The following is a 25,427-nucleotide window of genomic DNA, read 5'->3' as shown; positions in this document are numbered from 1 at the left end:
CTCCCACCGCTGTAGTGGCAACCAGCTTCCCCTGCTCGCCGGCCGGCGCGTCGCCGCGCTTCAGTCGCCGCGCTTCAGTCGCCGCGCTTCAGTCGCCGAGGCAGAAGTCCCGGCGTGGCTGCCACCTGGTCTGCCCGCTGTGCGAGAAGAGGGTGAACGCGCCGACCTCGAACACCGCGGAGAAGTCGGCGAGATCCTCGTACACCTTGTCCAGGGCCTCCGGTGCCACGTCCTGAGCCACTGTGACGTGCGGATGGTACGGGAATCGGAGCTCCCGGTGCAGGCCGGGCGTCGCGGCGATGGCCGCGGCCAGCAACTCGCACTCGCTGATCCCGGCGGCCACCGCGACGAACACCACCTGGGTGACCGGACGGAACGTGCCGGTGCCCCGCAGGTGCAGCGTGAACGGCAGGTGCGCGGCGGCGACGGCGGCCAGGTGCCGCTCGACCGCAGGCAGGTTGGCCGTGCGGATCTCGGTGGGACCGAGCAACGTCACGTGCGCGGGCACCGCCAGCGGATCGCCGGCCTCGATCCGTCGCCGGGTGAGCTGGGCACCCCACGGCTCGGGGATGTCCACCGCGATGCCGATCTGGATGGTGTCGCCGGTCGGCGGCACCCCGCCACTGCGATCCACGCTTCGCGCCGCCCCTCCGACCACCGACCCGTCCACCTGTACCGCGGACCTACTCGCCGCGCACAGGCGGGAAGAACCCGACCCGCTCGTACGCGGACCGCAGGGTCGCCGCGGCCACCGCGCGGGCCTTCTCCGCGCCGGCCGCGAGCAGCTTGTCCAACTGCGCCGGATCGTCCAGGTAGGTGCGGGTGCGCTCCTGGATCGGCCGGACGAAGTCCGTCACGACCTCGGCCAGCTCCTTCTTCAGGTCGCCGTAGCCTCGGCCCGCGAACGCGGCCACCAACTCGTCGATGCTGCGGCCGCTGAGCGCCGAGTGGATGGTCAACAGGTTGGACACGCCCGGCTTGGTCTCGGCGTCGAAGACGATCTCCCGGCCGGTGTCGGTCACCGCCGAACGGATCTTCTTCGCGGACCGGGCCGGATCTTCGAGCAGGTCGATGATGCCGGCCGGCGAGGACGACGACTTCGACATCTTCGCCGTCGGGTCCTGCAGATCGGTGATCTTGGCAGTGTCCTTGACGATGTGTGGCGCGGGCACCGTGAACGTGGCGCCGAACAGCGAGTTGAACCGCTGGGCCAGATCCCGGGAGAGCTCCAGGTGCTGGCGCTGGTCCTCGCCGACCGGAACCGCGTTGGCCTGGTAGAGCAGGATGTCGGCGGCCTGGAGGACCGGATAGGTGAACAGCCCGACGCTGGCCCGCTCGTTACCCTGCTTCTGCGACTTGTCCTTGAACTGGGTCATCCGGCTGGCCTCGCCGAAGCCGGTGATGCAGCCGAGCACCCAGGCCAGCTGCGGGTGCTCGGGCACCTGCGACTGGACGAACAGGGTGCTGCGTTCCGGGTCCAGCCCGACCGCGAAGAGCTGGGCCGCGGCCACCCGGGTCCGCTGGCGCAGCAGCGCCGGGTCGTGCCCCGCGGTGATGGCGTGCAGGTCCACCACGCAGTAGAACGCGTCGTGGGTGTCCTGCAGGGCTACCCAGTGCCGCACCGCGCCCAGATAGTTGCCGAGGTGGAACGAGTCGGCTGTCGGCTGGATGCCGGAGAAGACGCGGGGCCGGGCGGGAACGTCGGACATGGCGATAATTCTGTCAGCAAGCAACCCGGTCCGTCATGACGGGCCGGCGGGTCGGCTCCGGCCCGCCGATGCCGGGGTGCTGACCTCGCGTGCTTCGCCCGCGCCAACCCGGTGCATCGACCCGACCGTGACCCGCCGGTGCTGCCCCGCGACCGCCTCCCCGGCCGACTCCGGGCCGCCCGCCGAGGCCGGCACAGCGTCGTACTCGCGGCGCGGCTCGGTGCCGCGCGCGGCGGAGACGGCGAGTTGGGCCACCCGGCGGCCGTCCAGCGTGAGCACCCGCAGCAGCCAGCCGGCCGGCAACTCGGCCGGATCGGGAGCGCCGACGTCGGCGGGCTCAGCGGGCACCGGCACCTCGTCGCCGGTCACCGGAAGCCGACCCAGCGCGGCCATCACGAACCCACCCACCGTCTCGTACGGGCCGGCGGGTAGCGCCACCCCGGTCCGCTCGGCGAAGTCAGCGAGGTTGAGGCGACCGTCCACCACGGCGGGCAGGCCAGCGTGCACCGGGTCCGGGGCGGCGTCGTACTCGTCGTGGATCTCACCGACCAACTCCTCGATGAGGTCCTCCAGGGTGACGATCCCGGCCGTTCCGCCGTACTCGTCCACCACCACCGCGAGGTGCTGGCCCTCCCGCCGCATCTCGGTCAGCGCGGCGAGCACCCGTTTGCTGCCGGGGAGCCGCTTCACCTCCCGGGCCAGCTCACCGACGGTGAGGCACGGGTCGGCGTCCGGGCGCAGCAGCACGTCCCGGAGGTGTACGAAGCCGATCACGTCGTCGTGGGTGGCGTCGGTGACCGGGTAGCGGGTGTGTGTTTCGGCGCGGACCAGTCGGGCGGCTTCGCCGATGGTCAGCCGCGCCGGCAGGAAGACCACCTCGGTGCGCGGCATCATCACCTCGCGGATCAGACTGGCACCGGCCACCAGGACCTCGTCGATGATCCGTCGCTCGTCCGGGTCGAGCACCGTGTTCGCCGCGACCAGGTCCCGCAGATCGGCCTCCGAGATGCGCTCCCGGCCGGCCGTCGGACCGGTCCCGAGCAGGTCGGTGACGAGTCGGGTGGCACCGTCCGCCGCGCGGACCAGCACCCGGGCGACGGCCCGGGCGAGCGGACCGGGGTCGCGGCGGGGGTGTGCCCGCGCGCGTCGCCGGAGCCCGGTACGGGCCACTTCCCGCATGACAGAGATGGTAGACACCGTGGGCCCGCCGCACCGGCCATCCGGCGGAGCGGCCACAGATGTTCGGCTCTGTTTAATCGTGAAAGATTATGATGGAATGGGTTGCCGGTGGTGTCGGCGAGGATGCCGGCCACCGCCCTAGTGTGATCACCCAAAGGGCCACGTCCCGGGCGGGCCAGGCAGGAGGCAACGACGTGAAACTGCTCGTCACCGGGGGCGCCGGCTTCATCGGGAGCGTGGTGACCCGGATGCTGCTCGACGCGGGCCACCAGGTGGTCATCCTGGACGACCTCCGCACCGGCCACCGCGAAGCCCTCGCCCCGGACGCCACCCACGTCGAGGCGTCCATCCACGACGCCGCCCGCGTCATCACCGCCGACGCCGGCTTCGACGGGGTGCTGCACTTCGCCGCCCTCATCGCCGCCGGCGAGTCGATGATCAAGCCAGAGTTGTACTGGCGGAACAACACCGTCGGCACGCTCGCCCTGATCGACGCCGTCCGGGCGGCCGGGGTGCCCCGGATGGTCTTCTCCTCCACCGCCGCCGTCTACGGCAACCCCACCGAGCTGCCCATCACCGAAAACGCGGTGAAGGCGCCCACCAACACGTACGGCGCCACCAAACTCGCCGTCGACATGGCACTCACCTCCGAGGCGATCGCGCACGGGCTGGCCGCCGTGTCACTGCGCTACTTCAACGTGGCCGGCGCCCACCTTGCCGGCGACATCGCGCTCGGCGAGCGGCACGACCCGGAGACGCACCTGATCCCGATCGCGCTGGACGTCGCCGCCGGCCGGCGGGAGAAACTCCAACTCTTCGGGGACGACTACCCCACCGTCGACGGCACCTGCGTCCGCGACTACATCCACGTCGCCGACCTGGCCCGCGCGCACCTGCTGGCGCTGGACGCGGCCACCAGCGGCCAGCACCGGATCTACAACCTGGGCAACGGCAACGGCTTCACCAACCGGCAGGTCGTCGACGTGGTCCGCGAGGTCACCGGGCACCAACTGCCCGTCGAGGTCGCCCCGCGCCGCGAGGGCGACCCGGCCGAGTTGGTCGCGTCGTCCACGCTGGCCCGCGAGGAGCTGGGCTGGGTGCCGCAGAAGCCGACCCTGCACGACATGGTCGGGGATGCCTGGGCGTTCTACCGCACGCACATCCTGGGCCAACAGTGAGTGCGAGGAGTGAGCCGGGTCTGCGAGCCCCGCAGCCGCGAACGAAGGGAGACGCCGTGACCCATCCGGCCGATGATGTCGCCGAGCGGGCCGCGGCCGGCTTCTCCGCACAGTTCGGCGGGCAGGCATCCGGGCGCTGGGCGGCCCCGGGTCGGGTCAACCTGATCGGCGAGCACACCGATTACAACGAAGGCTTCGTGCTGCCGTTCGCCCTGCCGATGCGCACCGTCGTCGCCGCCGATCGGCAGGACGGGGAGCACTGGACGGTCTGGTCCGAGCTCTCCGGCGAGACGATCACCTTCGGCGCGGACGACGTCGCCGAGCCGGGCCGGGTCACCGGCTGGGGCGCGTACGTCGCGGGTGTGGTCTGGGCGCTGCGCGAGGCGGGTCATCCCGTGCCGGGTGCCCGGCTGGCGATCGCTTCCGACGTGCCGCTGGGTTCCGGGCTCTCCTCCTCGGCCGCGCTGGAGTCAGCCGTACTGGCTGCCCTGCTCGACCTCGGCGGGCTGGAGCTGGCCCCGGAACTGCAACCCCGGCTGGCACAGCGGGCAGAGAACGTCTACGTGGGTGCGCCGACCGGCATCATGGACCAGTCGGCGGCGATCCGTTGCCGGGCCGGGCACGCCCTCTTCCTCGACTGCCGCGACGAGTCGGTCGAGCACATCCCGTTCGACCTGGACGCTGCCGGCCTGGCCGTGCTGGTCATCGACAGCCGGGCACCGCACCGCCACGCCGACGGGGAGTACGCGGCCCGCCGCCGTTCCTGCGAGGCCGGCGCCAGCGCGCTCGGGGTTGCCGCGCTGCGGGATGTGGGCATCGACCAGCTCGACGCCGCGTTGGCTCAGCTCGACGACGAGGAGACCCGGCGTCGCGTCCGACACGTGGTCACCGAGGACCAGCGCGTACTCGACACGGTGGCGCTGCTGCGTGCCGCCCGGGTCCGCGACATCGGCCCGCTGCTGACGGCCTCCCACGTCTCGATGCGCGACGACTTCGAGATCACCGTGCCGGAGATCGACACCGCCGTCGAGGCGGCGTTGGCGGCCGGCGCGCTGGGCGCCCGGATGACCGGTGGCGGCTTCGGCGGATGCGTGCTCGCCCTGATCGAGGCCGACCGCGCCGACGAGGTCGCCGCCGCCGTGACCGACGCGTACGCGGCGCAGGGTTTCACCGCCCCCACCACCGTGACGGTCCTCCCCTCCCCCGGCGCCACCCGCCTCCCCTAACCCCCACACCCCACACCCCCAGGTTGATCAAGAAGTTTGCGTCACTTTCAGCCCGCATCCTGACGCAAACTTCTTGATCACCGGGCTGGGCTGGGCTGGGCCGGGCCGGGCTGGGGCCGGGGGATGGAGATCGTGCTTGTTCAGTGAAGTAGTGGCCTCGCCCGGCGGGCGAGGCCACTACTTCATGGATCGAGCGCGATCTTGGGGCGGGCGCGCGGGCGCGACAGCGCGGGCGTTTGTGGGCCGTTGGTGGGTGGGGTGGGGGCCGAGAGGGGTTAACTGGCTTCGACGATCATGGCGGCGCCTACCGTGCGGTTGGTTGCCTCGTCGATGATGACGAAGCCGCCGGTGGTGCGGTTGCGGCGGTACTCGTCGGCCAGCAGCGGCACCGTCGTGCGCAGCCGCACCCGACCGATCTCGTTGAGCCGCAGCTCGTCGGCCGACTCGTCGCGGTGCAGCGAGTTGATGTCCAGCCGGTAGTGCAGCCCGCGCACGATCGCCCGAGCCGACCGGGTGGTGTGCTTGATCGCGTACCGACCGCCAACCCGCAGGGGGGCCGTCTCGTCCATCCAGCAGACCATCGCCTCGATGTCCTGGGCCACCGCCGGCGCGTTGTTCGGCCGGCAGATCAGGTCCCCTCTTGAGATGTCGATCTCGTCGGCCAGTCGTACCGTGACCGACATCGGCGGGAACGCCTCCGCGACCGGCCCGTCGGCGGTCTCCACGGCGGCGATCCGGCTGGTGAAGCCGGAGGGCAGCACCATCACCTCGTCACCCGGCTTCAGCACCCCGGAGGCGACCTGACCGGCGTAGCCGCGGTAGTCGGTGACGGTGGTGGACTGCGGACGGATCACGTACTGCACCGGGAACCTGACGTCGACCAGGTTGCGGTCGCTCGCGATGTGCACCCGCTCCAGGTGGTGCAGCAGCGAGGGGCCTTCGTACCACTGCATGTTCTCCGACCGGGACACGATGTTGTCGCCACGCAGCGCGGAGACCGGCACCACGGTCAGGTCCGGCACGTCGAGCTTCGCCGCGAACGCGGTGAACTCGTCGGCGATCCGCTCGTAGACCTCCTGCGACCAGTCGACCAGGTCCATCTTGTTGACACAGAGGACCAGGTGCGGCACCCGCAGCAGGGAGCAGAGGAACGCGTGCCGACGGGACTGCTCGACCAGGCCCTTGCGCGCGTCCACCAGGATCAACGCCAGGTCCGCCGTCGATGCTCCGGTGACCATGTTGCGGGTGTACTGGATGTGGCCGGGGGTGTCGGCGATGATGAACTTGCGCCGGGGGGTGGCGAAGTAGCGGTACGCCACGTCGATGGTGATGCCCTGCTCCCGCTCGGCACGCAGGCCGTCGGTGAGCAACGCCAGGTTGGTGTATTCGTCGCCGCGGGCCGCGCTGACCGCCTCCACGGCCGCCAACTGGTCGGTGAAGAGCGACTTGGTGTCGTAGAGCAGTCGCCCGATCAGGGTCGACTTCCCGTCGTCGACGCTGCCGGCGGTGGCGAACCGCAGCAGGTCCATGGCCCGGGCCTCCGGCCCGGCCCCGGCAACAGCCCGGCCATCCGCGTCCGCGGAGGCCATGATCTCGGTGCTCATCAGAAGTAGCCCTCCCGCTTGCGGTCCTCCATGGCGGCCTCACTGACCCGGTCGTCACCACGGGTGGCACCGCGCTCGGTGATCCGGGTGGCCGCCACCTCCTCGATGACCTTCTCCACGGTGTCCGCATCGGAGCGGACCGCGGCGGTGCAGGAGGCGTCGCCGACGGTGCGGTAGCGCACCTGGGCCTTGAACCGCTCCTCACCCGCGCGGGGGCGGAAGAACTCGTTGACGGCGTAGAACATGCCGTCCCGTTCGACCACCTCGCGCTCGTGCGCGTAGTAGATCGACGGCAGCGGGATGCGTTCCCGGGCGATGTAGTGCCAGACGTCCAGCTCGGTCCAGTTGGACAGTGGGAAGACCCGGATCGACTCGCCCGGGTGGTGCCGGCCGTTGTACAGCGACCACAGCTCCGGCCGCTGGTTCTTCGGGTCCCACTGACCGAACTCGTCGCGGAAGCTGAACACCCGTTCCTTCGCCCGGGCCTTCTCCTCGTCCCGGCGGGCGCCACCGAACAGCGCGTCGAAGCGGTGCTTCTCCACCGCGTCCAGCAGCACCGGCGTCTGGATCCGGTTGCGCATGCCGTCGGCGGACTCCCGGACCATGCCGCTGGCCAGGGCCTCCGGCACGCTCGCCACGACGAGTTGCAACCCCATCTCGGCGACCCGCTGGTCGCGGTATTCCAGGACCTCGGGGAAGTTGTGCCCGGTGTCGACGTGCATGACCGGGAAGGGGACGTTGGCCGGGGCGAACGCCTTCTGCGCCAGCCGCAGCATGACGATCGAGTCCTTGCCACCGGAGAAGAGCAGCACCGGCCGTTCCATCTCGGCGACCACCTCGCGCATCACGAAGATGCTCTCCGCTTCGAGGGCGTCCAGGTGGGAGACCTGGTACGCCGCGGGGGTGGTCATGACACCGGCTCGATTCGCTCGCTCATCCGATTTCCAGACCTTTCCGGTCGGGCATGTCAAGAAAGTGCGCTCAGGCTACCCGGAATGTTTCTGCAGCGCTGCAAGCAACCGGGTGGCGAGATCCTTGCGACAGACCAGGAGGTCGGGCAGTCGCGGATCCGCCTCGTTGTATTTCAGCGCAGAACCGTCGATCCGGGAAGCGTGCAGTCCGGTGGCCGTCGCCACAGCGACCGGGGCCGCCGAATCCCACTCGTACTGCCCACCTGCATGGATGTACGCGTCCACCTCGCCGGTGACCACGGCGGCGATTTTCGCTCCGGCCGAACCCATCGGCACCAGGTGCGCGCCGACGTCCTCGGCCAGGTCGGTCAGGAAGACCGGCGGCCGGCTCCGGCTCGCCGCCAGGCGGATCTTCCGCTCGCCGGCAGTCGCCGCCTCCACTGTCATCGGCGGGTACGCCGGCGGGTAGTCGGTGCCCAGCACCCGGTGCTGCGCCGGCAACCCCACCGCCCCGGCGACCAGCCCGTGCGGACTCGGCGCGCTGCGTGCCCAAAGTGCCACGTGCACCGCCCAGTCCGAGCGGCCCTCCTCGGAGAACTCCCGGGTGCCGTCCAACGGGTCGACGATCCACACCCGGTCCGCGGTCAACCGCGACACCGCCCCGGTGTTCACCTCCGCGGCCCAGGCCAACCGCGACCCCTCGTCCTCCTCGGAGAGCACCGCGTCACCCGGACGCCACTTCGCCAACTCCGTGCGGATCAGGTCGTGCGACACCTTGTCCCCGGCCGACTTCAGCGCGCCGGTGTCGGCGAAACCCATCTCGGTGCGCAGGTCGAGCAGCGCCTGCCCGGCCCGGGACGCCAACCATCGGGCGAACGCGCCATCGATCATCGGAGGACTGCTCATCTGCCCGCTCCCGTCGCCTCGCCGCGCTGCCCGCACGGGCCGATCCGCCGCGACTCGCGTCGCCGGTCGCGGCACGCCGAAAGGCGCAGACTACCGGGCCGTCGTTTCCGAGTCGGTACGCCCCGCCCGGCTCAGCTGCCGTGGTAGAGGTTCTGCGTCGGCTCCACGCCCTTGGTGATCACCGACTCCACCACGTCGGCGGCCCGGTCCACCAGGAAATCCAGCTCCTTGCGTTCTGCCGTGCCGAAATCCGACAGCACATAATCCGCTGGGTCCTGCCGCCCCGGCGGTCGACCGACGCCGAACCGCACCCGGGCGTAGTCCTTAGTCCCCAGGGACTTCGACATCGAGCGCAGGCCGTTGTGCCCGCCCTCACCGCCGCCGAACTTGACCCGCACCTGACCGAACCCGATGTCCAGCTCGTCGTGCACCGCGATCACCTGCGTCGTCGGCACCTTGTAGAACTGGGCCAGCGCCGCGACCGGCCCACCGGAGAGGTTCATGTACGTCAGTGGCTTGACCAGCACCAGCTTCGGCCCACCGAACCCCAGCCGCGCCTCGGCCACCTCGGCCACCGCCCGCTTGTGCCGGCCGAAACGGGCACCCACCCGACCGGCCAGCAGGTCGGCCACCATGAACCCGACGTTGTGCCGGTTCCCGGCGTACTCCCGACCGGGGTTGCCCAGGCCGACCACCAGCCACGGCCCCGCCTCGTCCGTCACGACCCGTCCCTTCCGACGCCCATCCCAGCGACTCCCGATATGCCGACAGGCGCCCCCGAACATCCGGGGACGCCTGTCGCAGAGCTTGAACCGATCAGGCCTCGGTGCGCGCCTCGGCGTTCTCGTCGCCCTCGGCGGCGTCCGCGCCCTCGGAGCCCTCGGTGGTCTCGCCGACCTCGGCCTCGGCCTCGTCGGTGGCAACCTCGACCTCGGGCAGCGTCGCCTCGAGCTGCTCGGCGGTCGGGGCGGCGGTCACCGAGGCGACGGTCATCTCCGAGTCGGCAGCCAGCTCGACGCCGGCCGGCAGCTGGACGTCGCTGGCGGTCACCTGGCTGCCCGCCTCCAGGCCCTCGATCGAGGCCTCGAGGTGGTCGGGGACCTTGGTGGCGTCCGCGGTCACCGAGAGGGTGTCGTGGTCGTGCACGATCAGGGTGTCCCGGGCGGCCTCGCCGGTCAGCTGGACCGGGACCTCGACGGTGACCTTCTCGCCCCGGCGGACCAGGATCAGGTCGACGTGCTCGAAGGTGTCGCGGATCGGGTCACGCTGGATCGCCTTCGGCAGCGCCAGCACCTGGGTGCCGTCGGTGATGTCGATCGCGAAGAGCTGGTTGGCACCGCCCTTGCGGATCGCCGCGGCGAACTCCCGCGACGGTAGCGCGATGTGCTTGGGCTTCTCGCCGTGGCCGTACAGCACGGCGGGCACCTTGCCGGCCCGGCGGGTACGGCGGGCACCACCCTTGCCGAACTCGGTACGGGGCTCGGCGCTGATCTTTACCTCGGACACGGGGAAACTCCTGATGCTTTTCGCTGCGGCGGCTTGTCGTCTAACGGTGCTGGGGCGAGGGGCTCGCTGGGGCTCATGCGTCATGAACGACTGCCCGGAGCACCGCGTCGATGACGGTGCCTCCGTGCGGCGCTTTTCAGCGGCCCGCCGGGCACCCTCGCCGTGGCAACCGCACCAGTCTACCCGAGCTGTTTCCAGGGTTTCCGGCAGTCCCCGATCACGGCTCAAGACCGGCCCGCCGGTGGTGCTTCCACCAGCGCGCCGGCCCCGTTTCCGCCAGTTTGCCAGCCCCGCCCCGCCAGCGTGTCAGGTGGCGGAAACGGGGCTCGGGGTCAGCTCAGGCCACCGAAGAGGGTGGTCACCGAGCCGTCGTCGAAGACCTCCCGGATCGCCCGCGCCAGCAGCGGCGCGATCGACAGCACGGTGAGCTTGTCCAACTGCTTCTCCGGCGGGAGCGGCAGCGTGTTCGTCACCACGATCTCGCTGATCGAGCTGTTCTTCAGCCGCTCGGTGGCCGGGTCGGACAGCAGCGCGTGGGTGGACGCGACAACGATCTCCGCGGCACCCGACTCCTTGAGGATGTCGGCGGCCTTGGCGATCGTGCCCCCGGTGTCGATCATGTCGTCGACGATCAGGCAGACCCGACCCTCGACCTCACCGACCACCCGGTTCGCCACGACCTGGTTCGGCTTCATCGGGTCACGGGTCTTGTGGATGAACGCCAGCGGGCAGCCGCCCAGCCGGTCGGTCCACCGCTCGGCCACCCGCACCCGGCCGGAGTCCGGTGCCACCACTGTCATCGGCCGGCCGGCGTACTTGTGCTCCACGTACTCGGCCAGGATGTCCATCGCGAAGAGGTGGTCCACCGGGCCGTCGAAGAAGCCCTGGATCTGCGCGGTGTGCAGGTCGACGGTGAGGATGCGGTTGGCGCCGGCGGTCTTCAGCAGGTCCGCCACCAGGCGGGCCGAGATCGGCTCCCGGCCGCGGTGCTTCTTGTCCTGGCGGGCGTACGGGTAGAACGGCAGCACCACGGTGATCCGCTTGGCCGACCCCCGCTTCAGCGCGTCGACCATGATCAGGGTCTCCATGACCCAGGTGTTCACCCCGTGCGTGACGGACTGCACCACGAAGGCGTCCGAACCACGTACCGAGTCCTTGAAGCGTACGAAGATCTCGCCGTTGGCGAACTCGTAGGCGTCGGCCGGAGTCGGCGCGACGCCGAGCACCTCGCCGATCTCCTTGGCCAACTCCGGAAAGCCACGTCCGGAAAAGAGCATCAGGCTTTTGCGGTTTTCGGCGACGATGCTGCCCATGGGCCCGTCTGCTCCCGTTTTGTCGGCGGTACCCGACCCGGTGGTGGTGGGTCAGGGACTATTCGGTTGCAGTATCTCCCGGGCCGGATGTGCCGCCCACTCTCTTGGCTCCCCCGTGCATTGCCTCACTGTCGCTTGCGGCACCGGCCACACCCGACGCACCCTCGGCGGCGCGTTGCGCCCGCTCGGCAGCCGCCGCGGAGACCGTTCCGGGGCGCTTGCGCTGCACCCAGCCCTCGATGTTGCGCTGCGGTGCCCGGGTGACCCCGAGCGCGCCCGGTGGGACGTCCTGCGCGATCGCGCTACCCGCCGCCACGTAGGCACCGGCACCGACCTCGACCGGCGCGATCAGGCTCGTGTCGCAGCCGACGAAGGCACCCTCACCGACGATCGTGCGGTTCTTGTTCACCCCGTCGTAGTTCACGAAGATGGTCGCCGCGCCGATGTTGGCCTTCGCGCCGATCGTGGCGTCACCGACGTAGCTGAGGTGCGGAACCTTCGCACCCGGACCGATCTCGGTGTTCTTCACCTCGACGAACGTGCCGACCTTCGACTTCTCGGCCAGTCGGGCGGCCGGCCGCAGGTACGCGTACGGCCCGACGGTGGCGCCCGCGCCCACCTCGGCGCCGTCGGCGTGACTGCGGATCACCGACGCGCCCGGGCCGACGACCGTGTCGATCAGGGTGACGTCCGGGCCGATCACCGCGCTCGCGCCGACCACCGTGCTGCCGCGCAACTGGGTGTTCTGGTCGACCACGGCGTCGCGGTCCAGCGCCACGGTCACGTCGATCCAGGTGGTGACGGGGTCGAGCAGGCTCACCCCGGTGCGCATCCACGCCTCGTTGATCCGGTCGCGCAGCAGCCGGCGCAGCGACGCCAGCTCCACCCGGTCGTTGCAGCCCAACGTCTCGACGTGGTCCACGGCGACGTGCACCGCCACCGGCTCACCGGCCGAGCGCAGCAGGCCGAAGACGTCGGTGAGGTATTCCTCGCCCTGGTCGTTGTCGGTGGAGAGCTTGCCCAGCGCCTCGCGCAGCCGCACCGCGTCGAACGCGTAGATGCCGGCGTTGATCTCCCGGATCGCGCGCTGCGTCGCGTCGGCGTCACGTTCCTCGACGATCTGCTCCAGGCGGCCGTCGGCGTCCCGGACGATCCGGCCGAGGCCGGTGGGGTCGGGCACCTCGGCGGCCAGCACGGTGGCCGCCGCGGCGGCTTCCTCGTGCGCGGTCACCAGCGCGCCGACGGTCTCGGGTCGCAGCAGCGGCACGTCCCCGTTGATCACGACGACCGTGCCGGCGCCCTCCGGTACCGCGTCCAGCGCGATGCGGACGGCGTGCCCGGTCCCGAGCTGCTCGGCCTGGAGCACCGGCGTGGCGTCCGGGGCGACCTCGGACAGGTGCGCCCGGACCTGGTCGGCGCCGTGTCCCACCACTACGACGGTGCGGTCCGCGCCCAGCGGGGCGGCGGCGCTCAGCACGTGACCGAGCAGCGTGCGACCGAGCAGGGGGTGCAGCACCTTGGGCAGTGTCGACTTCATCCGCTTGCCCTCACCGGCGGCGAGCACGACGACGGTACGGAGGTGGGGCTGGGGCACGATGTGGCTCCCGTCGGGACGGCGGACACTCTCGCGGCCATGCTAGCCGCGCGGCCCGGCACCTTCCCCGCTTACCCCCACTGGGCCCCAAAACGGACCTAGGTGTGCAGCTCGGCCGCCAGGGTTCGAACCTGAAATACGGGTACCAAAGACCCGGGTGTTGCCAATTACACCACGGCCGATCAGCGACGCGAGCACGTCGCTTGAGGGATGGACATCCCGCCGCTACACCTTAGCGCCCCGGCCGCCGGGCGCCATCGCTCATCCCGCCGCACGGCTGGCGACCGACACGCTCGGCACGTCGGGGCGGCCGACCCGCACCCCGGCCGCCTGCCTGCCGGAGCACCCACGTACCCCGCCACAATCCTCGGCTGACCTGCGTCTTTGATCAGTTTCGCGAGGGTGATTCGAAACTTCCCCGTGCGATCTACGGAGCCGTAAGTTACGGTGACGTAGGCGTAAGTTAGTGATCGTCATCTTCCCCCTGCGAGGTCCCATGTCCACCGCTCTGCTCGATCCCCACACCGCTGGCCCCGGCCCCAAACCACTCACCGACGGCAGCCAGTCCCCCGGCATCCTGGCCGCCCTCTGGGCCTTCGTGGTCATCCCCTTCGTCGCCCTGCTGGTCGCCGTGCCGGTGGCCTGGGGCGGCTGGCTGGGCTGGACCGACGTGATCATCGGCCTGGTCTGGTACGTCGTCTCCGGGCTCGGCATCACCGTCGGTTTCCACCGCTACTTCACCCACGGCTCGTTCAAGGCCAAGCGGTGGCTGCGGGTGACTCTGGCCGTCGCGGGTTCACTGGCGGTGCAGGGTGAGATCATTCAGTGGGTCGCCGACCACCGACGGCACCACGCCTTCTCCGACCTGGAGGGTGACCCGCACTCGCCGTGGCGCTTCGGCACGAGCTTCTGGGCGTTGACCCGCGGCCTGTTCCACGCCCACGTGGGCTGGCTGTTCCGCCGGGAGCTGTCCAACCGGGCCCGTTTCGCACCGGACCTCATCGCCGACCGGGACATCAGCCGGGTCGACCGGCTCTTCCCGATGCTCGTGGCCATCTCGCTGCTCGGCCCGGCGCTGATCGGCGGCCTGGTGACCTGGTCCTGGCAGGGTGCGCTGACCGCGTTCTTCTGGGCCGGGCTGGTCCGGATCGGCCTCCTGCACCACGTCACCTGGGCGATCAACTCGGTGTGCCACGTCTACGGCGAGCGTCCGTTCGCGATGCGCCAGGGCGACCGCGCCTCGAACTTCTGGCCGCTGGCGATCCTGTCCTTCGGCGAGAGCTGGCACAACCTGCACCACGCCGACCCGACCAGCGCCCGGCACGGCGTGCTGCGCGGTCAGGTGGACATCTCCGCCCGCGTGATCTGGTTGTTCGAGAAGATCGGCGCGGCGACGCAGGTGCGCTGGCCAAAGCCGGAACGCATCGCCGCCAAGCTCGTGAAGCCGGTCGCACCCCACTGAAACCGGGCGGTGCTCGGGGATGCCGCCTGGCAGGATGTTCGGATGACCGAGCGACGCGGGGGGACCGGACGACTCGGCAACCGGGCAGCCGGGCCCTGACCCGGGTTCGGTCGGACGGCGCGGCAGGGCGGTCGGACCGCCGGCCAGTGAGGCGACGACGTGAACGGGCACAGCGGAGACACCATCCCACGGCAGGGCGTCATCGAGCGCCAGCGAGGCGGCGATATGCCCGAGAACAAGGATGGTGCCGAGGGTCGGCGGGCGACGCCGGCCCCGGCACCAAAACCGAAGACCACTTCTCGGGTACGCATGTCGGCGGCCCAACGGCGGGAGCAGTTGATAGCGACCGGCCGGCAACTCTTCGCCGAGCGGGGTTTCGACGCCACCTCCATCGAGGAGGTGGCGTCCCGCGCCAAGGTCTCCAAGCCGGTGGTCTACGAGCACTTCGGCGGCAAGGAGGGGCTCTACGCGGTGGTGGTGGACCGGGAGGTCCGGGCCCTGCTGGACCGGATCACCACGGCGTTGACCGCCGGGCATCCACGCGAGCTGCTGGAACAGGCGGCGCTGGCCCTGCTGGGCTACATCGAGGAGGAGACCAGCGGTTTCCGGGTGCTGGTCCGTGAGTCGCCGCTGATGTCCGCGACGGGCACCTTCAGCAGCGTGATGAACGACGTGGCGCACCAGGTCGAGCACATCCTGGGCGCCGAGTTCAAGAGCCGGGGGTACGACCCCAAGCTCGCCGAGCTGTACTCGCAGGCGCTGGTCGGCATGGTGGCGCTGACCGGCAGTTGGTGGCTGGAGGTGCGCAAGCCGCGCAAGGAGACGGTGGCGGCGCACCTCGTCAACCTCGCCTGGAACGGGTTGTCGCACCTGGAGGCGAAGCCGACGTTGATCACCGCCCGGCGCGGCTGACCCCGGTCAGGGGCGGTGCACGTCGGCCACCGGGTGCTTGCGGTGCTCCAACTCCGCCTCGGCGGACTCCGGCGGGCCGACCTTGTCGTACAGGCCGGTGCCGAGCAGGATCAGCCCGAACAGCATCGACACGACCACCGTCGACATCGAGAAGTTGAGGAAGTTCGCCTCGGTCTGCAGCACCGACATCATCAGGATGCTGGTCACCAGGAACACCACACCGGCGGTGAGGTTCATGTAGTGGCCGAGGTTGGTGCGCCGCGAGGCCCCGATGATCAGGAAGACCCCGAAGATCAGCGAGGCGAGCGAGAAGGCCAGGTTGGTCCGGAGTCCGAGGGCCCAGGTGCTGTTGCGGGCGAAGAGCGGGTCGCCGATCGTCTCGGCGACGCCCCAGACGCCGAAGACCAGGATGTAGACGCCGATCAGCCCGGAGAGGACCCGGTAGAGCGGCCGAGCCGGATGATTGACCGGAAAATGCGGCATGCCCAGACCCCCTGATGTGACCGTTTCAGGGGAATTGTCGCCCAGAGCAGCGCCGACTGTCCGCAGAACCACAATGCCGGCAGGGTCCGCCGAAAGGCTGGACCAGGTCAGGTTTTCGCCGGAGCCCGAGCTGCGCAGGGATCAAGCCTGACCGCCCGGAGCAGCTCGGGCTCCGGCGAAAACCCACGGCCGCAACCAAAGAGCAGCAACCAAAGAGCCGCAACCACAGCGAAGATCAGAGAACGAGCCGAGCCTTCTGGAACGCCTCCGCCTCGTCCTCCGTGCCGACCTTGCCGTACATGCCGACCATCAGCAGCACCAGTGCGGCAGTCATCACCACGATCACGGTGGTGATGCTGAAGTTGAAGATGTTGGCGTCGGTCCGGATGAACGCGAGACCGGCCAGGCTGATCACCATGAGGCCGTACGCCAGCCACTGGTTGATCGCCACGTCGATGTTGCGGCCGAGCACGGTGCCGATCAGCACGACGATCCCGAGCAGCACGCTGAGCAGCGAGAAGCCGAGGTTGGTGCCCTGACCGAGGACCCGGGTGTCGTCCTGGGCGAGGATCTCGTTGCCGGTGCTCGCGATGATGCCGAGCACCCCGAAGACGACCAGGTACAGACCGGTCAGCCCGCCGATCGCCCGGTAGATCGGCCGCGCGGGGTGGTTGACGGGGGTGTGGGCCATGTCTGTGTCTCCAACGCCGTGAGGTGAGGTGTCGCGGACGATTGTCTCGCATGTGGCGGTGTGACGCCGCACACGGGGGCCGTGCCGGTGTGCCCCGCCCGTCAGCTCTCGGGCAGGTCCTCGGCGAGCGTCATCCAGCTCTCCTCGATCCGCTCCCGCTCGGCGCGCAGATCCTTGAGCTGGGTGTCCAACTCGGCGACCCGGGCGTAGTCGGTGGCGTCCGCCGCGAGCTGGTCGAGCAGCGTGGTCTCCCGCTGGTCGAGCTTGCCGAGTTGCCGCTCCAACCGGGTCAGCTCCTTGCGGGCCTGCCGGACCTCGGCGGCGGACATGCCACTCGCGGTCGCCCCGGTGGCTGCGGCGGTCGGGGTGCCACCGGCGCGACTGGTCCCCGCCCGCTCGGCGGTCCGGGCGAGATACTCGTCCACACCGCCCGGCAGGTGCACCAGCCGACCGTCACCGAACATCCCGTACGCCGTGTCGGTGACCCGCTCGATCAGGTACCGGTCGTGGCTGGCCACGATGATCGTGCCAGGCCACGAGTCGAGCAGGTCCTCCAGCGCGGCGAGGGTGTCCGTGTCCAGGTCGTTGGTGGGCTCGTCGAAGAGCAGCACGTTGGGCTCGCCAGCCAGCAGCCGCAGCATCTGCAACCGGCGGCGCTCCCCACCGGAGAGGTCACTGACCGGGGTCCAGAGCCGCCGGTCGTCGAAGCCGAACACCTCGGCGAGCTGGGAGGCGGAGACCTCCCGGTCGCCGAGCTGCACCCGGCGGGCGACCTCCTCCACCGCTTCCAGCACCCGCAGCTGCCCGGGCAGCTCGGCAAGTTCCTGGGAGAGGAACGCCGGCCGCACCGTGGAGCCGGTGTTGAGGCGGCCACCGTCGGGGCGGGTGATGCCGGCGAGCATCCGCAGCAGAGTGGTCTTGCCGGCACCGTTGGCTCCGAGGATGGCGATCCGGTCGCCGGGGCCGACCAGCCAGCTGACGTCGCGCAGGATCTCCTTCGGCCCGGCGTGCAGCTCGACGTTGTCCAGCTCGTACACCTGCTTGCCGAGGCGCGACACCGCCATCCGCTGCAACGACATGGTGTCGCGGGCCGGCGGCACGTCGGCGATCAACGCGTTCGCGGCGTCGATGCGGAACTGCGGCTTGGAGGTACGGGCCGGTGGGCCACGGCGCAGCCAGGCGATCTCCTTGCGGAGCAGGTTCTGCCGGCGGGCCTCCACGGCGGCGGCGACGCGTTCCCGCTCGGCGCGGGCGAGGGTCCAGGCGGCGAAGCCACCCTCGTACGCGCGGACCGTCTGGTCGGCGACCTCCCAGGTGGTGGTGCAGACCGCGTCCAGGAACCACCGGTCGTGGGTGACCACGACCAGCGCGCCCTTGCGGCCGGTGAGGTGCCGGGCCAGCCAGTCGACACCGCCGACGTCCAGGTGGTTGGTGGGCTCGTCGAGGATGAGCAGGTCGGAGTCGCGGACGAGCAGCGCGGCGAGCGCCACCCGCCGTCGCTCGCCGCCGGACATCGGGCCGACCGGCTGGTCGAGGCCGAGGTGCGGCATGCCGAGGCCGTCGAGGATGGCGCGCACCCCGGCGTCGCCGGCCCACTCGTGCTCGGCGCCCATCCCCTCGTCGAGCCAGGCGGTGCCGAGCACCACGTCCCGGACGGTGGCGTCGGGGGCGAGGGTGAGCTGCTGCGGCAGCCACAGCACCCGCAGGTCGCGGCGGTGCGTCACCCGGCCGTCGTCCGGGTCCTCCTGCTTGGTGAGCAGCCGCAGCAGGGTGGACTTGCCGGCGCCGTTGAGGCCGACCACGCCGATCCGGTCGGCGTCGTCCAGGCCGAGCGAGACGTCCGTGAGCAGCCGCCCGGCGGCGCCGTACCCCTTGGACACCCGGTCCAGATTGACGATGTTCGCCACGTTCCACCCTTCAATGTCAAGGCGTCCCGGTGCCGGCGGGCACCTGGACGCCTCTCCCCAGGGTACGCGGACGCCCCGAAGGCCCGCGCCGCGTGCCAGCCGCTCGCGGGACGCGTGGTCAGCTGATCCGGGCGCCGGCGACCGGACCGTGCGCGACCCGTGCCTGCCGGCAGACGCCAGCGGTGGTCAGCTCGGCGGCGATCCGCTCCGCGCTGGCCGCGTCGGCGGCGAGGAACACGCAGGTCGGGCCGGAGCCGGAGACGATGCCGGTGAGCGCACCGGCCGCCTCGCCGGCCTTGAGGGTGTCGGCCAGCGTCGGGCGCATGGCCAGTGCGGCGTCCTGCAGGTCGTTGCCGAGCGTCCGGGCGAGCACCCGTGGGTCCCTCTGACGCAACGCGCCCAGCAGGGCGTCGGTGCTGCCCAGCGGGGCCCCGGCGGCACCGGAGTCGCGCAGCCGGTCCAGTTCCCGGTACGCGGCCGGGGTGGACAGGCCGCCGTCGGCGATCGCCACCACCCAGTGCCACGTGGTGGGGCGGACCAGCACCGGGCTGACCGCCTCGCCCCGGCCGGTGCCCAGCGCGGTGCCGCCGTAGATCAGGAACGGCACGTCGGAGCCGAGGTCGGCGGCGATGCCGGCCAGCTCGTCGCGGGACAACCCGGTGCCCCAGAGCGCGTCGCAGGCCACCAGCGCGGCGGCCGCGTCGGCGCTGCCACCGGCCAGGCCACCGGCGAGCGGGATCTGCTTGCGCAGGTGCAGGCGGGCGTGCGGCAGCACACCCGCGTACCCGGCGAGGGCGTGCGCGGCACGGATGATCAGGTTGGTGTCGTCCAGAGCCAGCTCGCCGGTGCCCTCGCCCTCCATGGTCAACGCCAACGTGTCGCCGCGCCGGGCGGTCAGCTCGTCGTAGATGGAGATGGCGTGGTAGACCGTGTTCAGCTCGTGGTAGCCGTCCCGGCGCAGCGGGCCCACCCCGAGGTGCAGGTTGACCTTCGCGGGCACCCGCACCCGCACCGGGCCGGCGGCCCCACGTCGCTCGTCCTCGTCGTCCGGTCGCCAGGCCTCGGTCACGGGGTGATGTCCCGCAGGTGCAGGCGGATGTCGAACGGCTTGGCCACGATCAGCTCCTCGGCGGAGTCGGCGGCCAGCTCGTACCGGCCGCCGACCAGTTCGTACGCGTACACGTGCAGCGGGTCCTGCTCGATCCGCCAGTAGTGCGGGATGCCGGCGTCCGCGTAGTCGGCCGGCTTCTCCAGCCGGTCCCGACGACGGGTCCCGGGCGAGACGACTTCGACGGCGAGCACAACTTGATCAGCCTCGAAGTAGTGGTGGTCGGCCGCCACCGGACGCCGCAGCAGGACGACGTCGGGTTCGAGAGTGTTCCGATAGTTGATCGCCACCCCGACGGCGGTGGCCGGCGTCAACTCGGCCGGAGCGTGCTGCCGCAGCCACATCCACAACAGGTTGCCGATGTGCTGCTGGCCAAAGGTCGGGGAAGGGACCACGACGAGGACGCCGTCACGTAGCTCGACGCGGGGGGCGTCGTCGGGCAGGGCCAGCACGTCCTCGATGGTGTGGTTGGCCAGCCGTTGCCGGACGGGATCCGGACTCCACATCCCGTGGGCGGTGGGCGCGATCGGCTGCGCGGTCACTCGTACACCTCCTCGGCGGGCACGGCGTCAGCCTACTTCGCGGCCGGCGTACCGACCGGAGCCGACGCGGCGATGGCAGCGAACTGCTCGACGGTCAGCGACTCCCCACGGGCGCCGGGGTCGACGCCGGCCGCGGTGAGCGCCGCGGCGGCCCGGTCCGGGCCACCGGCCCAGCCGGCCAACGCGGCCCGCAGCGTCTTGCGGCGCTGCGCGAACGCCGCGTCCACCACGGCGAAGACCCGCTCCCGGGGTACGTCGGCGCGGGGCGGCTGGTGACAGGTGAAGGCGACCAGGCCGGAGTCGACGTTGGGCACCGGCCAGAACACGTTCGGCGGCACCTTGCCGGCACCGCGGGCCTGGGCGTACCAGGCGAGCTTCACCGACGGAATGCCGTACACCTTGGAGCCGGGACCGGCGACGAGCCGGTCGGCGACCTCCTTCTGCACCATCACCAGGCCGTGCCGCAGGGTGGGCAGCACGGCGAGCAGGTGCAGCACCACGGGCACCGCGACGTTGTAGGGCAGGTTCGCCACCAACGCGGTCGGCGGCGGGTCGGCCAGCTCGGCGGCGGTGATGCGCAGCGCGTCCGCGCGGTGCACGGTGAGCCGGGCGGCATCGGCCCCGGCGTGCCGCGCGACGGTCTCCGGCAGCGCCCCGGCGAGCACCGGGTCGATCTCCACGGCGTGCACGTGCCCGGCGATCGGCAGCAGCCCCAGGGTCAGCGAGCCGAGCCCGGGCCCCACCTCCAGTGCCACGTCGTCGGGGGTCAGGCCGGCGGCGGTGACGATCCGACGCACCGTGTTCGGGTCGTGCACGAAGTTCTGGCCGAGCTTCTTGGTGGGCGCGACGCCCAGCCGGGCGGCGAGTTCCCGGATCTCCGCCGGGCCGAGGAGACCGGTCATGGCTGGCAGCGTAGCGACGGGGTCGGTGCCGACCGTCGGGCCGGGCTCACCACGGGCCGAAGACCCGGTCGCCGGTGGCGGAGATGGCCGCGCACAGCTCGTCCAGGTCGCTGCCGGTGGTCGCGGCGAGCGCCCGGACGGTGAGCGGAATCAGGTACGACGCGTTCGGCCGGCCGCGGTACGGCATCGGGGTGAGGTACGGCGCGTCGGTCTCCACGAGCATCTGGTCCACCGGGGTGAGCGCGGCGGCCTCGCGCAGCGCCGTCGCGCTGCCGAAGGTGACGGTGCCGGCGAAGCTCAGCAGATAGCCGCGGCGGACACACTCGCGGGCGAAGTCGGCGTCGCCGGAGAAGCAGTGCAGCACCACCCGGTCCGGGGCGCCCTCGTCGTCGAGGATCCGCAGCACGTCGGCGTGCGCGTCCCGGTCGTGGATGACCAACGTCTTGTCGTACCGCTTGGCGATGGCGATGTGCGCCCGGAAACTCTCCTCCTGCGCGACCCGCCCCTCGTCGCCGGTGCGGAAGAAGTCCATTCCGGTCTCGCCGATCCCCCGGACCCGATCGCGGGCGGCGAGTGACTCGATCTCCCGCAACGCCTCGTCGAGGTCACTGAGCCGGGGCGCCTCGTTGGGGTGCAGCGCCACGGTGGCCAGCACGGCGGGATACCGGTCGGCGGTGTCCGCGCCCCACCGGGAGGAGGCGACGTCCACGCCCACCTGGACCAGCCGGTCCACGCCGACCTTCGTGGCCACCGCGATGGCCACGGCCACCGGGTCGTCGGCCGGCCCGCCGGGCACCCCGGCCTCGCTGACGGTGATGTCCAGGTGGGTGTGGCTGTCCAGCACCGCCCGGGGCAACGACTCGGGGGCTGGCGGGAACTCTCCGGCCCGCCGGGCGGCACGGTCACGGCGGGATTCTCTGGGCTCGCTCATCAGCGACAGCATCACACACCGGGGCTGTCCATCTGCCCGCCACCCGACGTTCACCTCGGCTACGCCGCGCGACTCTACGGTCGCCAACGAGCGGACGCGACAGCGTGCGGACCCCATCCCAGCGAGCAGGGAGGCGACGGCATGAGCGTCACCCCCCAGGCCGGCGGCACGGCCAGCGAACGGACCGGACTGCACGTGGCGTTCGGCGGCGCCGTGTACCCGGCCGAGGAGATCGCCCGAGGTGCCGCGTACGAGTTGTTCAGCGCCGACGAGGTGGCCGGCTTCGAGTGGGCGCCCCGCCCGGGCAGCGCCCTGCCGTGGCGGCGTTTCGTGCACGTCACCGAGGTGACAGCGGTGCACGGGGCGACGGAACCGGCCGACGAGCCGGAGACGCCGCTGCTGATGCCCGCCCATCGCGAGCGGGGTTGGGCGTACCTGCACCAGCTCAGCCAGCAGCCGGCGGCGGCGGGCGACCCGGTGCTGGCGATGGCGCGTGCGTCGGCGGTGGTCCGGCGGGGCACCCGGATGGTGAAGGTGCTCTCGGCCCAGCAGGTCGCCGGTCACCTGCGGGGTTGGCTGCCGCACGGCTTCTGCTACCGCGAGCACGATGTGGCGCACCTGCGTACGCCGGTGACGACGAAGGTGCTGCGTACCGATGGTGACGCTGGCCGGGACGGCCCGGACGTGGCGTACGTGTTGCGCTGGCGCGCGTCCGACAGTGGTGACTACGACGTGCCGGCCGGGCCCGCGCACCGGGGCCTGACCGCGCTGGCCTCGCGGGACCGGGTCGGCGCTCCCGTGCTGGGCACCGGCTTCACGCCCAGCAACGGTCAGCTCATCCCGGAGTTCATCACCAGGGACTTCGCCGACCTGCCGATGCCGGCGAACGCCGCCCTCATCGCCTACCCGGCGGAGGGGGTGGAGGTGGTGCTGTACACCTACCAGGCCGAGCAGCGCGGGTGGCTGCGGATGGTGGGTCCGCAGTGGCGGCACCTGTTGGCCGCGGTGCCGGGTCTCTCCCCCGATCAGGAGTACGTGCCGAACGCCGACGTGCCCCGCTCCACCCAACTGGTCGGCACGTACGGCGACAACGAGTACGAGGCGGTCGCCGACCTGCCCGGCGGGTTCCGGGTGCTGGCGATGACCCGGGCGGCCCGTTACCCGGTGGACGCGGTGGCCCGCCGGGTCCGGTTCGCCCAGTGGCGGGGGGTGCCGTGTCTGGTGCTGCGGGAGGAGGCGGGCTGGCTGCGGATGCGGCTGCGCTACCCGAACCCGGACGCGGTGCTCGGCACCGGCGCCCAGTGCCAGGAACGCGGCGTCTACGAGGCCTGGGCGCCGGGCGCCGAGGTGACCGACGACCAGGTGATGGACACCCGGTACGCGATGTGACGGCGCGCGGCGGCAGGGCGACCCGCCGCCGCGCGTCGTGCGGTCAGTCGGCCAGTCGGGCCAGTTCCTCGTCGACGATCGACGGGTCGAGCTTGCGGAACACCGGCTTCGGCGCGGCCAGCGGGCGGCCCGCCTCGATCGGCACCGACTCCCAGCGCGCGCCGACCGTGTAGTCCCCGGTGAGCACCGGGTACGCCGGGCCGCCGTCCAGGTCGTCGACCTGCTCGATCACCGGCATCGGCGCGTGCACGCCGGTGCCGCCGAGCAGCTCGTGCACCTGCTGCGCGGAGTGCGGCAGGAACGGGGTGAGCAGCGTGTTGGCGTCGCTGATCACCTGGAGGGCGACGTGCAGGATGGTGCCCATACGGGGCTTGTCGGCCTCACCCTTGAGCTTCCACGGCGCCTGCTCGGAGAGGTACTTGTTGGCCTCGGCGACCACCTTCATCGCCTCGCCGATGGCCTGCTTCTGCCGGTGCCGGCCGATCAGGTCGCCAATCGTGGTGAACCCGGCGCGGGCGACGGCGAGCAGGGCCTCGTCGGCCTCGGTGAGCCCGGCCGGGTCGACAGCGGGGATCGCCCCGAAGTTCTTGGCGGCCATCGAGACGCACCGGTTGACCAGGTTGCCCCAGCCGGCGACCAACTCGTCGTTGTTGCGGCGGAGGAACTCGGCCCAGGTGAAGTCGGTGTCGTTGCTCTCCGGGCCGGCGGCGGCGATGAAGTAGCGCAGCGCGTCGGCGTCGTAGCGCTCCAGGAAGTCGCGGACGTAGATGACCACCTTGCGGGACGAGGAGAACTTCCGCCCCTCCATGGTCAGGTACTCGCTGGAGACCACCTCGGTGGGCAGGTTGAGCCGACCCAGCTCGCCCGGCTCACCGTCGCGGGAGCCCTCGCCGGAGTATCCGGAGAGCAGCGCCGGCCAGATCACCGAGTGGAAGACGATGTTGTCCTTGCCCATGAAGTAGTAGGACTGCGCGTCCTTACCCTGACCGTCGGTGGACCACCACCGGCGCCACGCCTCCGGGTCGCCGGAGCGGCGGGCCCACTCGATCGAGGCGGACAGGTAGCCGATCACCGCGTCGAACCACACGTAGATCCGCTTGTCCGGCCGGTCCCGCCAGCCGTCCAGCGGGATCGGTACGCCCCACTCCAGGTCCCGGGTGATCGCCCGGGGCTGGAGGTCGTCGAGCAGGTTGCGGGAGAACCGCAGCACGTTGGGCCGCCACCCCTCGCGGGTGTCCAGCCACTGCCGCAGCACCTCGGCCAGCGCCGGCAGGTCCAGGAAGAAGTGCTCGGTCTCGACGAACTTCGGAGTCTCCCCGTTGATCCGCGACTTCGGGTCGATCAGGTCGATCGGGTCGAGCTGGTTGCCGCAGTTGTCGCACTGGTCACCGCGGGCGCTGTCGTACCCGCAGATCGGGCAGGTGCCCTCGATGTACCGGTCGGGCAGGGTGCGCCCGGTGGACGGGGAGATCGCGCCCATGGTGGTCTTGGGCACGATGTAGCCGTTGCGGTACATCCCCTCGAACAGCTCCTGCACCACCGCGTAGTGGTTGCGGGTGGTGGTGCGGGTGAACAGGTCGTAGGAGAGGCCGAGGCCGTGCAGGTCCTCGACGATCACCCTGTTGTACCGGTCGGCCAGCTCGCGCGGGGTCACCCCGTCAGCGTCGGCCTGCACCTGGATCGGGGTGCCGTGCTCGTCGGTGCCGGAGACCATGAGCACGTCGTGGCCGGCCATCCGCATGTACCGGGCGAAGACGTCGGAGGGAACGCCGAAACCGGAGACGTGGCCGATGTGGCGGGGGCCGTTGGCGTACGGCCAGGCCACTGCCGCGAGAACGTGACTCATGAGCAGTGAGCCTAGTGACCCGGTCGGGGCATCCGCGAACCAATGGGGGGTGCCCGACCGGCGGACCGGGCCGACCACCTCGCCCGTTGGTCCGATTTGTCGTCGACACGCGGCTCAGCTGCCCGTTT

The 25,427-nt window shown here is 71.2% G+C and carries 22 protein-coding genes, 1 tRNA gene and 1 pseudogene; 5 read left to right on the top strand and 19 right to left on the bottom strand.

Annotated features, from left to right (window positions below):
• Window positions 1-88: 88 nt before the first annotated feature.
• From ACX27O_RS04845 to ACX27O_RS04835, 3 genes and pseudogenes are all read right to left on the bottom strand, one after another.
• Entirely contained in the window at window positions 89-658 is a 570-nt protein-coding gene (locus ACX27O_RS04845) for a 2'-5' RNA ligase family protein (protein WP_209444494.1), read from the bottom strand.
• Between the two features lie 25 nt (window positions 659-683).
• Window positions 684-1,709 carry a tryptophan--tRNA ligase gene (gene trpS / locus ACX27O_RS04840; protein WP_030329086.1) on the bottom strand — a complete coding sequence of 342 codons (1,026 nt, stop codon included), beginning with the start codon at window positions 1,707-1,709 and terminating at the stop codon, window positions 684-686.
• Between the two features lie 159 nt (window positions 1,710-1,868).
• Window positions 1,869-2,888: pseudogene (locus tag ACX27O_RS04835) on the bottom strand (hemolysin family protein); the annotation flags it as partial.
• Between the two features lie 248 nt (window positions 2,889-3,136).
• Here ACX27O_RS04835 and galE point away from each other — a divergent pair.
• Both galE and galK read left to right on the top strand, forming a co-directional pair.
• On the top strand, window positions 3,137-4,066 hold the full coding sequence (gene galE / locus ACX27O_RS04830; protein ID WP_245233550.1) for a UDP-glucose 4-epimerase GalE: 930 nt from the start codon (window positions 3,137-3,139) through the stop codon (window positions 4,064-4,066).
• Between the two features lie 56 nt (window positions 4,067-4,122).
• Entirely contained in the window at window positions 4,123-5,292 is a 1,170-nt protein-coding gene (galK, locus tag ACX27O_RS04825; RefSeq protein ID WP_279515099.1) for a galactokinase, read from the top strand.
• Window positions 5,293-5,567: 275 nt separating this feature from the next.
• On the opposite strand, the gene ACX27O_RS04820 is transcribed toward galK, so the two are convergent.
• The 8 genes from ACX27O_RS04820 to ACX27O_RS04785 form a co-directional block, all read right to left on the bottom strand.
• A complete protein-coding gene (locus ACX27O_RS04820; RefSeq protein WP_030329093.1) occupies window positions 5,568-6,896 on the bottom strand; it encodes a sulfate adenylyltransferase subunit 1 in 1,329 nt (442 codons plus the stop codon).
• On the bottom strand, window positions 6,896-7,807 hold the full coding sequence (cysD, locus tag ACX27O_RS04815; RefSeq protein ID WP_458938991.1) for a sulfate adenylyltransferase subunit CysD: 912 nt from the start codon (window positions 7,805-7,807) through the stop codon (window positions 6,896-6,898). The genes ACX27O_RS04820 and cysD overlap by 1 nt, the downstream gene beginning before the upstream one ends.
• Window positions 7,808-7,882: 75 nt before the next feature.
• Window positions 7,883-8,713 (bottom strand): inositol monophosphatase family protein, encoded by an 831-nt coding sequence (locus ACX27O_RS04810; RefSeq protein WP_210858678.1) that lies wholly within the window; start codon window positions 8,711-8,713, stop codon window positions 7,883-7,885.
• A 131-nt stretch (window positions 8,714-8,844) separates the two neighbouring features.
• Window positions 8,845-9,435, bottom strand: coding sequence for an aminoacyl-tRNA hydrolase (gene pth, locus ACX27O_RS04805; RefSeq protein WP_030329100.1), 591 nt, complete (start codon window positions 9,433-9,435; stop codon window positions 8,845-8,847).
• Between the two features lie 94 nt (window positions 9,436-9,529).
• Complete coding sequence (locus tag ACX27O_RS04800) at window positions 9,530-10,219, bottom strand: 50S ribosomal protein L25/general stress protein Ctc (RefSeq protein WP_210858676.1); 690 nt, start codon at window positions 10,217-10,219, stop codon at window positions 9,530-9,532.
• Between the two features lie 332 nt (window positions 10,220-10,551).
• Window positions 10,552-11,532 carry a ribose-phosphate diphosphokinase gene (locus tag ACX27O_RS04795; protein WP_030329105.1) on the bottom strand — a complete coding sequence of 327 codons (981 nt, stop codon included), beginning with the start codon at window positions 11,530-11,532 and terminating at the stop codon, window positions 10,552-10,554.
• Between the two features lie 58 nt (window positions 11,533-11,590).
• The gene (gene glmU / locus ACX27O_RS04790) at window positions 11,591-13,129 is read right to left on the bottom strand and encodes a bifunctional UDP-N-acetylglucosamine diphosphorylase/glucosamine-1-phosphate N-acetyltransferase GlmU (RefSeq protein ID WP_156057333.1); all 1,539 of its coding nucleotides are present in this window, start codon (window positions 13,127-13,129) and stop codon (window positions 11,591-11,593) included.
• A 107-nt stretch (window positions 13,130-13,236) separates the two neighbouring features.
• Window positions 13,237-13,308: transfer RNA gene (locus ACX27O_RS04785), tRNA-Gln, on the bottom strand.
• A gap of 314 nt (window positions 13,309-13,622) precedes the next feature.
• On the opposite strand from ACX27O_RS04785, the gene ACX27O_RS04780 reads away from it, so the two are divergent.
• Window positions 13,623-14,588 (top strand): acyl-CoA desaturase, encoded by a 966-nt coding sequence (locus ACX27O_RS04780; RefSeq protein ID WP_030329112.1) that lies wholly within the window; start codon window positions 13,623-13,625, stop codon window positions 14,586-14,588.
• Between the two features lie 225 nt (window positions 14,589-14,813).
• A complete protein-coding gene (locus tag ACX27O_RS04775; protein WP_030329113.1) occupies window positions 14,814-15,500 on the top strand; it encodes a TetR/AcrR family transcriptional regulator in 687 nt (228 codons plus the stop codon).
• A 6-nt stretch (window positions 15,501-15,506) separates the two neighbouring features.
• Here the strand turns inward: ACX27O_RS04775 and ACX27O_RS04770 are convergent, their stop codons facing one another.
• The 7 genes from ACX27O_RS04770 to ACX27O_RS04740 form a co-directional block, all read right to left on the bottom strand.
• A complete protein-coding gene (locus ACX27O_RS04770) occupies window positions 15,507-15,983 on the bottom strand; it encodes a DUF4383 domain-containing protein (RefSeq protein ID WP_030329115.1) in 477 nt (158 codons plus the stop codon).
• Between the two features lie 235 nt (window positions 15,984-16,218).
• Window positions 16,219-16,674 (bottom strand): DUF4383 domain-containing protein, encoded by a 456-nt coding sequence (locus ACX27O_RS04765; RefSeq protein ID WP_030329117.1) that lies wholly within the window; start codon window positions 16,672-16,674, stop codon window positions 16,219-16,221.
• Window positions 16,675-16,775: 101 nt separating this feature from the next.
• Complete coding sequence (locus ACX27O_RS04760; protein ID WP_357645376.1) at window positions 16,776-18,581, bottom strand: ABC-F family ATP-binding cassette domain-containing protein; 1,806 nt, start codon at window positions 18,579-18,581, stop codon at window positions 16,776-16,778.
• A gap of 118 nt (window positions 18,582-18,699) precedes the next feature.
• Complete coding sequence (locus ACX27O_RS04755) at window positions 18,700-19,650, bottom strand: 4-(cytidine 5'-diphospho)-2-C-methyl-D-erythritol kinase (protein WP_030329121.1); 951 nt, start codon at window positions 19,648-19,650, stop codon at window positions 18,700-18,702.
• The gene (locus tag ACX27O_RS04750) at window positions 19,647-20,231 is read right to left on the bottom strand and encodes a Uma2 family endonuclease (protein WP_358130663.1); all 585 of its coding nucleotides are present in this window, start codon (window positions 20,229-20,231) and stop codon (window positions 19,647-19,649) included. Before ACX27O_RS04750 ends, ACX27O_RS04755 begins: the two co-directional genes overlap by 4 nt.
• A 32-nt stretch (window positions 20,232-20,263) precedes the next feature.
• Window positions 20,264-21,133: a 16S rRNA (adenine(1518)-N(6)/adenine(1519)-N(6))-dimethyltransferase RsmA gene (gene rsmA / locus ACX27O_RS04745; RefSeq protein ID WP_030329126.1), complete on the bottom strand. Its 870-nt coding sequence runs from the start codon at window positions 21,131-21,133 to the stop codon at window positions 20,264-20,266.
• A gap of 46 nt (window positions 21,134-21,179) precedes the next feature.
• Window positions 21,180-22,076, bottom strand: a complete 897-nt coding sequence (locus ACX27O_RS04740; protein WP_400446927.1) for a TatD family hydrolase — start codon at window positions 22,074-22,076, stop codon at window positions 21,180-21,182.
• Window positions 22,077-22,205: 129 nt separating this feature from the next.
• On the opposite strand from ACX27O_RS04740, the gene ACX27O_RS04735 reads away from it, so the two are divergent.
• The gene (locus ACX27O_RS04735; RefSeq protein WP_030329130.1) at window positions 22,206-23,453 is read left to right on the top strand and encodes a hypothetical protein; all 1,248 of its coding nucleotides are present in this window, start codon (window positions 22,206-22,208) and stop codon (window positions 23,451-23,453) included.
• A gap of 43 nt (window positions 23,454-23,496) precedes the next feature.
• Here the strand turns inward: ACX27O_RS04735 and metG are convergent, their stop codons facing one another.
• Entirely contained in the window at window positions 23,497-25,299 is a 1,803-nt protein-coding gene (gene metG, locus ACX27O_RS04730) for a methionine--tRNA ligase (protein WP_458938990.1), read from the bottom strand.
• Window positions 25,300-25,427: the final 128 nt, after the last annotated feature.

The organism is Micromonospora sp. SD19, from assembly GCF_054462275.1.
This window is presented reverse-complemented; position numbering and strand designations above follow the sequence as displayed.

Bases quoted from the DNA above. Each gene is read 5' to 3' on its own strand.
- trpS (WP_030329086.1), bottom strand. From the start codon at position 1,709: ATGTCCGACGTTCCCGCCCGGCCCCGCGTCTTCTCCGGCATCCAGCCG.
- galE (WP_245233550.1), top strand. From the start codon at position 3,137: ATGCTGCTCGACGCGGGCCACCAGGTGGTCATCCTGGACGACCTCCGC.
- ACX27O_RS04820 (WP_030329093.1), bottom strand. From the start codon at position 6,896: ATGAGCACCGAGATCATGGCCTCCGCGGACGCGGATGGCCGGGCTGTT.
- cysD (WP_458938991.1), bottom strand. From the start codon at position 7,807: ATGACCACCCCCGCGGCGTACCAGGTCTCCCACCTGGACGCCCTCGAA.
- ACX27O_RS04810 (WP_210858678.1), bottom strand. From the start codon at position 8,713: ATGAGCAGTCCTCCGATGATCGATGGCGCGTTCGCCCGATGGTTGGCG.
- ACX27O_RS04795 (WP_030329105.1), bottom strand. From the start codon at position 11,532: ATGGGCAGCATCGTCGCCGAAAACCGCAAAAGCCTGATGCTCTTTTCC.
- ACX27O_RS04780 (WP_030329112.1), top strand. From the start codon at position 13,623: ATGTCCACCGCTCTGCTCGATCCCCACACCGCTGGCCCCGGCCCCAAA.
- ACX27O_RS04775 (WP_030329113.1), top strand. From the start codon at position 14,814: ATGCCCGAGAACAAGGATGGTGCCGAGGGTCGGCGGGCGACGCCGGCC.
- ACX27O_RS04770 (WP_030329115.1), bottom strand. From the start codon at position 15,983: ATGCCGCATTTTCCGGTCAATCATCCGGCTCGGCCGCTCTACCGGGTC.
- ACX27O_RS04765 (WP_030329117.1), bottom strand. From the start codon at position 16,674: ATGGCCCACACCCCCGTCAACCACCCCGCGCGGCCGATCTACCGGGCG.
- rsmA (WP_030329126.1), bottom strand. From the start codon at position 21,133: ATGACCGGTCTCCTCGGCCCGGCGGAGATCCGGGAACTCGCCGCCCGG.
- ACX27O_RS04740 (WP_400446927.1), bottom strand. From the start codon at position 22,076: ATGCTGTCGCTGATGAGCGAGCCCAGAGAATCCCGCCGTGACCGTGCC.
- ACX27O_RS04735 (WP_030329130.1), top strand. From the start codon at position 22,206: ATGAGCGTCACCCCCCAGGCCGGCGGCACGGCCAGCGAACGGACCGGA.
- metG (WP_458938990.1), bottom strand. From the start codon at position 25,299: ATGAGTCACGTTCTCGCGGCAGTGGCCTGGCCGTACGCCAACGGCCCC.